The organism is Paenibacillus sp. (assembly GCF_035645235.1).
GTDB lineage: Bacteria > Bacillota > Bacilli > Paenibacillales > YIM-B00363 > Paenibacillus_AE.
The window spans coordinates 21,330-30,476 of record NZ_DASQMZ010000110.1; the positions used below are offsets into that span (position 1 = coordinate 21,330).

The 9,147-nt window shown below is 62.5% G+C and carries 12 protein-coding genes; 8 read left to right on the forward strand and 4 right to left on the reverse strand.

Features of this window, described 5'->3' with window-relative positions; translation table 11 throughout:
* Window positions 1-46 precede the first annotated feature (46 nt).
* The 4 genes from VEZ38_RS10230 to VEZ38_RS10245 are packed head-to-tail and all read left to right on the forward strand — an operon-like array spanning window position 47 to window position 3,027.
* On the forward strand, window positions 47-235 hold the full coding sequence (locus tag VEZ38_RS10230; protein ID WP_324893260.1) for a YezD family protein: 189 nt from the start codon (window positions 47-49) through the stop codon (window positions 233-235).
* Window positions 225-1,061, forward strand: a complete 837-nt coding sequence (gene cysT / locus VEZ38_RS10235; RefSeq protein ID WP_324893261.1) for a sulfate ABC transporter permease subunit CysT — start codon at window positions 225-227, stop codon at window positions 1,059-1,061. The genes VEZ38_RS10230 and cysT overlap by 11 nt, the downstream gene beginning before the upstream one ends.
* A 12-nt stretch (window positions 1,062-1,073) precedes the next feature.
* On the forward strand, window positions 1,074-1,979 hold the full coding sequence (gene cysW, locus VEZ38_RS10240) for a sulfate ABC transporter permease subunit CysW (protein ID WP_324893262.1): 906 nt from the start codon (window positions 1,074-1,076) through the stop codon (window positions 1,977-1,979).
* A complete protein-coding gene (locus tag VEZ38_RS10245; RefSeq protein WP_324893263.1) occupies window positions 1,969-3,027 on the forward strand; it encodes a sulfate/molybdate ABC transporter ATP-binding protein in 1,059 nt (352 codons plus the stop codon). The genes cysW and VEZ38_RS10245 overlap by 11 nt, the downstream gene beginning before the upstream one ends.
* Before the next feature lie 83 nt (window positions 3,028-3,110).
* On the opposite strand, the gene VEZ38_RS10250 is transcribed toward VEZ38_RS10245, so the two are convergent.
* Entirely contained in the window at window positions 3,111-3,590 is a 480-nt protein-coding gene (locus tag VEZ38_RS10250; RefSeq protein WP_324893264.1) for a cysteine dioxygenase family protein, read from the reverse strand.
* Window positions 3,591-3,870: 280 nt separating this feature from the next.
* On the opposite strand from VEZ38_RS10250, the gene VEZ38_RS10255 reads away from it, so the two are divergent.
* Window positions 3,871-4,233: an MmcQ/YjbR family DNA-binding protein gene (locus tag VEZ38_RS10255; protein WP_324893265.1), complete on the forward strand. Its 363-nt coding sequence runs from the start codon at window positions 3,871-3,873 to the stop codon at window positions 4,231-4,233.
* Between the two features lie 36 nt (window positions 4,234-4,269).
* Here the strand turns inward: VEZ38_RS10255 and VEZ38_RS10260 are convergent, their stop codons facing one another.
* Both VEZ38_RS10260 and VEZ38_RS10265 read right to left on the reverse strand, forming a co-directional pair.
* Window positions 4,270-5,124: an AraC family transcriptional regulator gene (locus tag VEZ38_RS10260; RefSeq protein WP_324893266.1), complete on the reverse strand. Its 855-nt coding sequence runs from the start codon at window positions 5,122-5,124 to the stop codon at window positions 4,270-4,272.
* A 25-nt stretch (window positions 5,125-5,149) separates the two neighbouring features.
* On the reverse strand, window positions 5,150-5,881 hold the full coding sequence (locus tag VEZ38_RS10265; RefSeq protein ID WP_324893267.1) for a phytanoyl-CoA dioxygenase family protein: 732 nt from the start codon (window positions 5,879-5,881) through the stop codon (window positions 5,150-5,152).
* Between the two features lie 465 nt (window positions 5,882-6,346).
* On the opposite strand from VEZ38_RS10265, the gene VEZ38_RS10270 reads away from it, so the two are divergent.
* From VEZ38_RS10270 to VEZ38_RS10280, 3 genes are read left to right on the forward strand one after another with little or no spacing between them, the layout of a single operon-like run.
* Window positions 6,347-7,111: a sulfite exporter TauE/SafE family protein gene (locus VEZ38_RS10270; RefSeq protein ID WP_324893268.1), complete on the forward strand. Its 765-nt coding sequence runs from the start codon at window positions 6,347-6,349 to the stop codon at window positions 7,109-7,111.
* 53 nt (window positions 7,112-7,164) lie between these two features.
* On the forward strand, window positions 7,165-8,169 hold the full coding sequence (locus VEZ38_RS10275; RefSeq protein ID WP_324893269.1) for an NAD(P)/FAD-dependent oxidoreductase: 1,005 nt from the start codon (window positions 7,165-7,167) through the stop codon (window positions 8,167-8,169).
* 39 nt (window positions 8,170-8,208) lie between these two features.
* Window positions 8,209-8,463 (forward strand): hypothetical protein, encoded by a 255-nt coding sequence (locus tag VEZ38_RS10280; protein ID WP_324893270.1) that lies wholly within the window; start codon window positions 8,209-8,211, stop codon window positions 8,461-8,463.
* Window positions 8,464-8,796: 333 nt separating this feature from the next.
* Here the strand turns inward: VEZ38_RS10280 and VEZ38_RS10285 are convergent.
* The coding region (locus tag VEZ38_RS10285; RefSeq protein ID WP_324893271.1) for a DUF2161 family putative PD-(D/E)XK-type phosphodiesterase at window positions 8,797-9,147 on the reverse strand (351 nt) is incomplete at its 5' end.

A 9,147-nucleotide genomic window follows, 5' to 3' on the forward strand; every position in this document is an offset into this window, starting at 1 on the left:
TTGGTACGGCTGGATGATCTGACGCGGTACGGAGGGGACGTTAGGAATGAGAGAACCGAAGGATTGCGAGCCGGTGTGGCTAAGGCGCATCGAGGAAAGCCTCGCCGGCCTTCAATACGGGAGCGTCCTGATCGTCGTCCACGACGGAAGGATCGTACAAATCGAGCGCACGGAAAAACGCAGATTCGACTCACCCACCAGACTTACTGGAGGCGAAGGAGCCATTGAAAACTAAGTTGGTTCAGAAAAGCATCTTGCCCGGCTTCGGGCTTACGATGGGATTTACAATATTGTACCTTGGCGTGATCGTGCTCATCCCGCTGGCGGCGCTCGCGTGGAAGGCGACGGGCGCCGGTTGGGGTCACCTGTGGGAGTCTATTCTCTCGGACCGCGTGCTGGCGTCGTTCCGCGTCACGCTCGGCGCCTCGTTCGCAGCGGCGTGCGTGAACGTCGTCTTCGGATTCCTGGTCGCCTGGGTGCTCACGCGATATACCTTCCCCGGGAAGCGGTTCGTCGACGGGCTGATCGATCTGCCCTTCGCGCTGCCGACGGCCGTCGCGGGCATCTCGCTTACGGCGATCTATTCGCAGCACGGCTGGATCGGCCAATACCTCGCTCCGCTCGGCGTCAAGGTCGCCTTCACGCCGCTCGGCATCACGGTGGCGCTGATCTTCATCGGGCTTCCGTTCGTCGTGCGCACGGTGCAGCCGGTCATTCAGGAGCTTGAAAAGGAGGTCGAAGAAGCGGCCGTCAGCCTCGGCGCGAAGCGATGGCTGACGTTCCGCAAGGTGTTGTTCCCGGAGCTGCTCCCGCCGCTCCTGACCGGCTTCGCCCTTGCCTTCTCCCGTTCGATCGGAGAATACGGCTCGGTCGTCTTTATCTCCGGCAATATGCCGATGAAGACCGAGATCGTGCCGCTCCTCATCATGACGAAGCTGGAGCAATACGACTACATGGGGGCGACGGCGATCGCGCTCGCGATGCTCGCGTTGTCGTTCGTCTTGCTGCTAACCATTAACGTGCTGCAGTGGTTCGGCCACCGCCGGTTCACGACGAAATAAGGGGGAGAACGCATGGCCGGATACGTTACGAATTCTGGAACCGGCGCCAGCGCCGGCACGCGTCCGAAGCATCTGACCGAGCCGCCCTTCGTCCGGTGGCTGTTGCTTGGGATCACATTCTTATTCTTAGGGCTAGTGCTCTTGCTGCCGCTCGTCGCGGTGCTCGTCGAAGCGCTGGCGAAGGGCTTTCAGGTATATGTCGCATCGATTACGGAGCCCGACGCCCGCGCGGCGATTCGGCTGACGCTCCTAGTCGCGGCGATCGCGGTGCCGCTGAACACGCTGTTCGGCGTGGCGGCCGCTTGGGCGATCGCGAAGTTTTCGTTCAAAGGGAAAAACCTGCTCATCACGCTCATCGACTTGCCGTTCGCGGTGTCGCCCGTCATCTCGGGTCTCGTCTTCGTCTTATTGTTCGGCGCGCAAGGCGTGCTCGGCCCATGGCTGCAAAGCCACGATATGAAAATCATCTTCGCGCTGCCCGGCATCGTGCTCGCGACGATGTTCGTCACCTTCCCGTTCGTCGCGCGGGAGCTGCTCCCCGTCATGCAGGCGCAGGGCAGCTCGGAGGAGGAAGCCGCGGCGAGCATGGGCGCGGGGGGATGGCGCATCTTCTGGAACATTACGCTCCCGAATATCAAATGGGGTTTATTATACGGGGTCATTCTTTGCAACGCCCGCGCGATGGGCGAATTCGGAGCCGTCTCCGTCGTCTCGGGCCATATTCGGGGGATGACGAACACGGTGCCGCTGCATATCGAAATTTTATATAACGAATATCAATTCACGGCGTCGTTCGCCGTCGCCTCGCTGCTGGTGCTGCTGGCGGTCGCGACGATGATCGCGAAGAGCTTGCTCGAATGGAAGACGCGGTCCCAATGGGAAGCCGGAGAGAAAGGGGAACATGCGAATGCGAATTAAAGCGGAAGGGCTGACGAAGCGATTCGGCGATTTCGAGGCGTCGAAGGAGGTTTCGTTCGAAATCGAGGACGGGAAGCTGATCGGGATTCTCGGCCCGAGCGGCGGCGGCAAGACGACGATTCTGCGCATGCTCGCGGGACTGGAAACGCCGGACGCGGGGGATATTTTCTTTGACGGCCGCCGCGTGAACGACTTGCTCCCTCAATCGCGGGGCATCGGCTTCGTCTTTCAAAACTACGCGTTGTTCCGCCATATGACGGTGTTCGATAACATCGCTTTCGGGTTGACGGTTCAGAAGCGGAAGAAGCAAGAGATCGCCGCGCGCGTCTCCGAGCTGCTCGAGCTGACCGGGCTGCGCGGGCTCGAGAAGCGGCTGCCGCACCAGCTATCGGGCGGCCAGCGCCAGCGCGTGGCGTTCGCCCGCGCGCTCGCGCCTCAGCCGCAGCTGCTGCTGCTCGACGAGCCGTTCGCGGCGATCGACGCGAAGGTGCGCAAGGAGCTGAGGACGTGGCTGAAGGAGATGATCCGTAGGCTCGGAATTACGACGATCTTCGTCACCCACGACCAAGAAGAGGCCGTCGAGGTAGCGGACGAAATCATGATCATTCACGGCGGGAGGCTCGAGCAACAAGGCACGCCGCTAGATATTTACCGCCATCCGCGGACGCCGTTCGTAGCGGGCTTCGTCGGCGAGACGACCGTGCTGGATCGGCCGGAGCTGCTGAAGGGGTTCGAGGAGATCGCTCGCGAGGCGCGCGCCGTCGTCCGGCCCGAGTTCGTCGAGGTGGGGACGGCCAAGGAGTTGTCCTACCCGAACGCGTCGGAACGCGGCGTCGTGAGAGACGTATACTTCCGCGGGAAAAACTGGCAGGTCGACGTCGAGCTGGATGCGGGCGTCGTCACGGCGTATCGGTCGCTCGAACAAGATGCGCTGCGTCCCGGCGACGAGGTGTGGGCGCTCGTCCACCGCATCTACGCGTTCGAAGGCGAAACCTGCGTCTCCTTGGAAAACGCGATGAAGTCCGATCCGATGCCGGTATATATCTGAACGTGAAAGGGCGAGGGCTTGCGAAAGGCAGCATCGAATCTTCGATGTGCGCAGACGCAAGCCCTCGATGGTCCCCGCATAAGTCAGCGCTCCGTCTCGGCGTCGTAGCGGCGCATACCGCGCAGCGGCGGCGCGTACACGTGCAGCGACACGAGCCGTTCGGCGCCGTCGTTGCGCATCCGGTGCACGACGCCGGCGGGCGAGCGCATCCATTGGCCCGCCTCGTGCGTCGCCGTCTCGATTCGCCGCGCCTTGCCGGACGCCTCGACCCGATACGTCTCGTTCGTCATTCGCCCCTCCAGAACGATGGCGCAGCCCACCGATCGCCCGTGATCGTGCACGGCCGTCGCCGCGCCGGGCGGCAGGTGCACGACGATGGCCTCAATGCGTTCGTCGGCGTACACGACGTTCCTTCCGTATGCGTGCCCCGCTTCCGGATCCGTCGCCAGCGGCGACGCCAGCTCCCGCAGCTCGGGTATGCCGCGCAGCGCCTCCTCGATCGAAGCCTCCGACCATTGGCTCGCTCCGCTGAATTGTCTCTCAATACAATCGCTTAATTCCATGTCGCTCTCCCCCGGTCCTTAACGGAATTCGGCTGCTGCTGCATGCCGTAATTTCTATATTCCTATTAGGCGGGAGGCGGCATGGTTCCGGGGGCCGTCCGCGCGCGGGGCGGCGCGTTCCTGGGCGGGAGCGGAGCGAAGCGGGCGAATGCCGGCAGGTAAGCCCCAAAGCGGACGAAAGGGAGATTGCGGTCCGGAGCGCGGAACGACTACAATATAGGAAGGATAAGGAAGCGGGTCGACTTCGATCCAAAAATATATTAACCGGGGGCGTGTCCTGTTGCGGAAGGAAACGGTCGTTGCTTGGTGCTTGGAACAGGCGGGCGCATGGGAGGACTTCCCGTTCGGGCCCGAGCCGCTCGTCATGAAGGTCGGGGCGAAGATGTTCGCGCTGATCGGCGGCGCCGATCCGGTGCATCTGTCGCTGAAGTGCGACCCGGAGACGGCGCTGATGCTGCGCCAGGAGTTCGAGGCGGTAAAACCGGGGTATCATCTGAACAAGTCGCATTGGAACACGGTGACGCTGGACGGCTACGTGCCGGAGAAAGACGTGCGCTGGATGATCGAGCACTCGTACGCCCTCGTGGTTAAATCGCTGCCCAAGCGGGAGCGGGACGCATTGGCGGGGGCGCGCGATGCGTAGCGCGGGGCGCCCCGAAGCCGTAGCGGGCGGACCGTCTCAGCTCGTTCGGCCGCTTTGCCGGAAAGCGCGAGGGGCGCTGCCGAAGCGGGCTTTGAACGCCTTTTCGAAATGGGTGACGGTGTTGAAGCCGGAGGCGTAGCATATTTCGGTCACGGGCAAGTCGGTGGCGCCGAGCAGCGACGCCGCGAAGCGAAGGCGTTGGCGCTGCAGGAACGTCTGGAACGTCTCGCCGACATGGCGCCGGAAGCTTTCCGAGAAGTGGCCGGGCGAGAGGCCGGCGTAATCGGCGACGTCGCCGAGCGAGATGGCGTCGCGGAAATGATTTTCGATATAGCGGATCGCCTTGCGGATGGACGGGTGGCCGGGCTGCGGGCGGCTCCCTTCGACGGGCGCGGCGGCGGTGCGGCATCGCCGGGCGAGGTCGATGAGCAGCCGTTCGAGCGTGCCTTGGATGACGAACTCGCTTCCGTAGGACGGCACGTTCGATTCGGTCCACAATCGTTCGCACGCTTCGACGAGCGCGGGCATCTCCGCGTCTTCGAACCGATGCTGGAACTCTGCGACGGGGACGTCGAACAACAGCGCGTACAGCTCGTCCCGGAGGTATTGCCGGGAGAAGATGATGTTGTATAGCCGCACCGTATCCCCAGGATGCGGCGTCAGCTCGTGAAAGTCCGCCGGCGTCAGCAAGAACGAGAGTCCTCTCCGGATGGGATGGGGCGTCCCGTTCAACACATGCGTCCCTTCCCCCGACACGACGAGCGCCAGCTCGTAAAACTCGTGCCAATGGACGGCGATCGGCGCGTCCACTTCATGCTTGTACATGCGGAACGGAGAGGACAACGTCAAATACTGCTCGTTGAGCAGCCGCTCCGGATGCTGCCGATTCATCTGCGTCGTCCTCCCTCCGCTTCAGTTATACGTTCACGAACGGGTTATTCCCCGCCACATCCTTGCCTCGCGCCAGCCACACTTTATGCCCCGCGTTTTTCTCGGGAATGACGCTCGCTTCCGTCGAAAAATACCGCATCGTGTAGCCGCACCGACGGTACGGGCTCTTGTTCGCTTCGGCGCCGTGCACGATGCGCGAGTCGTGCAGCGAGCATTCGCCCGGCTCGAGCTCGAAATACACCGCGTTCGATTTATCGATATTTTTAATTTCCGTCGGGAAGATATTCTCTCCGGCATCGACGTTCTCGTATTCGGAGAAGCCGTTGCGATGCGTGCCGGGAATGACGCGCATGCAGCCGTTCTCCTTGTTGCTGCGGTCGATCGCGAGCCAGACGGTTACGATTTTGTCGTAGCGGCTCAGTCGGCCTTCCCAATACGCGGAATCCTCGTGCCAAGGCGTCTGCTTGCCGATGAGCGGCTCTTTGCAAATAAAGTGGCTCGACCAAAGCCCGATGTTCGGGCCGAGAATCGGCTCGACCAAATCGAGTACCTCGTCCGCCAGCAAGAAGTCGAGCAGCCGCTCGTCGCGGAAGTGCGGCGTGTCGAGCTCGCTGTTCAGCCTGCGGCCGACGGCCTCCCACTGCTCCTCGAAAATGTCGGACAGCGCTTTCAGCTTCGCCGGGGAAAACAGTTGCTTCTTGTACAGCACGTATCCTTGCTCTTCGTAATGCTTTACGTCTTGGGCCGTTAACGTCACGGTGCGAGACCTCCCGTAGGGTTCAGATCGCGCTCCCGGGGTGCCGGTTCGGCAGGGGTGCGCTCAACACCATCATAGGGCATTAGGGTGCCGCGGCGCTTCGCGCATTTTCGGAGAAAGTACGCTTATCTTCGGCTGTTCGCGCGAAAGGCCGCTCGCATCGCGATGCGGGCGGCCTTCCGAGGCGAAATTATAATCCCTTCGTCTTGTCGTCGTTGTAGGACGAAGTGAAGATCGTGACGAGGAATAAGCTCAGTACGATCATGACGATCCAGAACACCATGGAAAAAGACACGGCTCGGACCTCCTTCTGCTATTCTCTATGCCCTCCATTATAACCGCTGCGCCCCCAAATTGAAAACGGACGAACTGTGAAACTTTTCGCTTTACAAGCCGGGCTTATTAATCTTATAATTCCTATTAATATACTTGGAATTAAACAGAGAGCAGGCAGGTGGGTTCCGGATGGATATAACGATTGCAATTATCGGGCTGTGCGTCGGTTTTCTCGTCGGGTTGACCGGGGTCGGCGGCGCGGCGCTCTTGACGCCCGTCCTGATCTGGATCGGCTTTCCCGCGACGGTGGCGGTCGGCACGGATTTATTTTATAACTCGATTACGAAATTATTCGGCGGCATTCAGCATTGGCGGCAGCATACGGTCCAGTGGAAGCTGGTCGCATACCTCGCGAGCGGCAGCGTGCCGGGCGCGATCATCGCCGTTGGGCTCTTAAAGCTGTTCGATCAATTTTTTCAAAATCAGGAACACATCATTCGAACCGCGCTCGGCATTATGCTCGTCGTCGTCGCCGCGGCGATTTTGCTTCGGGTGTTCGGCTGGAAGACCGAGAAAGAAAACAAGTGGCAGACGAAGCCCCTCGAGGAGAAGCGCACGCTCACGATCGCCATCGGCTTCGCGCTCGGCTTCGTGGTCGGGCTGACGTCCGTCGGCTCCGGCTCGCTGTTCGCGATCGCGCTCATTTATTTGTTCCGGTTAAAGTCGTCCGAGGTCGTCGGCACGGATATCGTGCACGCCTTCTTCCTCGTAACGGTCGCCGGCGCGCTTCACGCGGGGATGGGCAACGTCGAGTACGGACTCGCGTTCAATTTGCTGATCGGCTCGGTGCCGGGGGTGCTGCTCGGCAGCACGCTCAGCGCGAAGGTGCCGTCGAAGCCGCTGCGCGCGGTCGTGGCGACGCTCATTTTGCTCAGCGGGATTAAACTGATTTAAGTAGTAGCTTGGCGGCGCGAAGGACACCCTAACGAAGGGGTGTCTTTTTACTTATGTACGATTCCATCATTATCGGCGGGGGCATCGCCGGGCTGCAGGCCGCGATTCAGCTCGGCCGGTACCGCCGCAAGACGCTGGTCATCGACCGTGGCGACGGGCGGTCGACGATGTGCCGCAATTACCATAACGTCCTCGGTTACCCGGACGGCGTCAGCGGGCCGACGCTGCGGGAGCTAGGGCGGCGCCAGGCGGAAGGCTACGGCGTCGAGTTTCTGCAAGGCGAAGCGACGGAGGCGGAGCGGTACGAGAAGGGGTTCCTCATTCGCTGCGACGTGCCGGTCAGCTTGCCGACGACCTACGAAGGCAAGACGATTTTGCTCGCGACCGGCGTGCTCGATCGGTTGCCGCCGCTCGACGGGCTGCGGGCTTGCCTCGGGCTGTCCGTCTTCGTCTGCCCGGATTGCGACGGCTACGAGACGGAGGGCAAACGGACGCTCGTGCTGGGCTCCGGCAACACCGGCGCGGCGATGGCGCTTGCGCTGACGTATTTTTGCAACAGTTTGACCTACGTTAACCACGAGCTGCGTCCGATCGACGCGTCGTTCGCGGAGAAGCTGGCGGCCGCCGGCATTCCGGTGATCGACGGGCCGATCGAGCGCGTCGTCGTCGAGGGAGCCGAAGCGGAGGGGCGCTTCCGCGGGGTGCGGCTCGCGTCCGGGGCAACCGTCGAAGCGGAGCGCGGCTTCGTGGCGTTCGGCGGCAACGAGGTGCGCTCGGACTTGGCGAAGCAGCTCCATGTGGAGCGGCTCGAAAATCGGCACATCGTTACCGATGCGCGGAGCAAAATGACGAACGTGCCGGGCGTCTGGGCGGCGGGCGACGTCGCCGTTCACTCGGAGCAGCTGACGATCGCCATGGGCGAAGGGCAGCAGGCCGCAATTTGGATGCATAAGTGGCTGCTGGCGCGGGAGCGGGAGGAGGCTCGTCCCGGCGAGGGGACGGTCGAGGCGTCGGCCCGGGCGGCGGCGCATAGCATGGCGACCGCGGGCAAACCCTAACTCGGTACATGACCGCAGAGAAGAGAGGATGATACTTCTATGAAGAACGACGCGAACGTGACCCATCAGGAAAACGAAATGCATCGCATGAGCGCCACCGAGGTCGCGCTGGACGACCGCGGCCCGGGCGTCGGCAACGTCGCCTCGGTCAATAAGGAAACGGCCGGGAAGGAAGCGCTCCGCTCGATGGCCTTGAACGAGACGGACAAGCGGAAGCTGACGGACCTCGAGACGGGCGACGAGAGCGATCCGGGCGATAAGGCGCGCATTCCGCGGGAAAACCCTTGGGCGTAAGCTTGTAGAGGCCTTGGCCGGCGTGTAGTCGGAGAAATTCCGACTATCCGGGGTCCTCGGGCCGTCGGCGGGGCAGATAGTCGGAGAAACTCCGACTATTTGGGGTCTCCGGGCCGCTGGCGGCGGAATAGTCGGAGAAATTCCGACAATCCAGGGTCTCCGGGCCGTCGGAGGTGAAATAGTCGGAGAAACTCCGACTATTTGGGGTCACCGGGCCGTTGGCGGCGGAATAGTCGGAGAAACTCCGACTATCCGGGGTCCCCGGGCCATCGGCGGTGAAATAGTCGGAGAAAATCCGACTATCCGGGGTCCTCGGGCCGTCGGAGGCGATCGTTACCCGCGGCGCCTTTTCCGCTTTGGAGCCGACTTCTTTTTCGGGGGCTCCGAAGCCGGCGCCTTCGCGGCGGCGGCGCTTGCGGCGAGCACGTCGGCGAATTCGCCGACCGCCGCGGCGCCGGCCGGCGTCAGCTCGTAGACGCCGCGTTCGACCCGGCGGAACCAGCCGTACACGTTCCGCTGCAGCATCGCCGCCGCCTTGTCGCTGGCGATCAGATCCCGCACGCGGCGCGGCGGCAACGGCCCGTGCGTATGAAGCGCTTCCGCGATGCGGAGCGCTTTTTCTCTGTAGGCGGTTACCAGCTTGCGCCCGGTGACGCCGCCGGCGTTGTAGTCGCCCGACCGCTC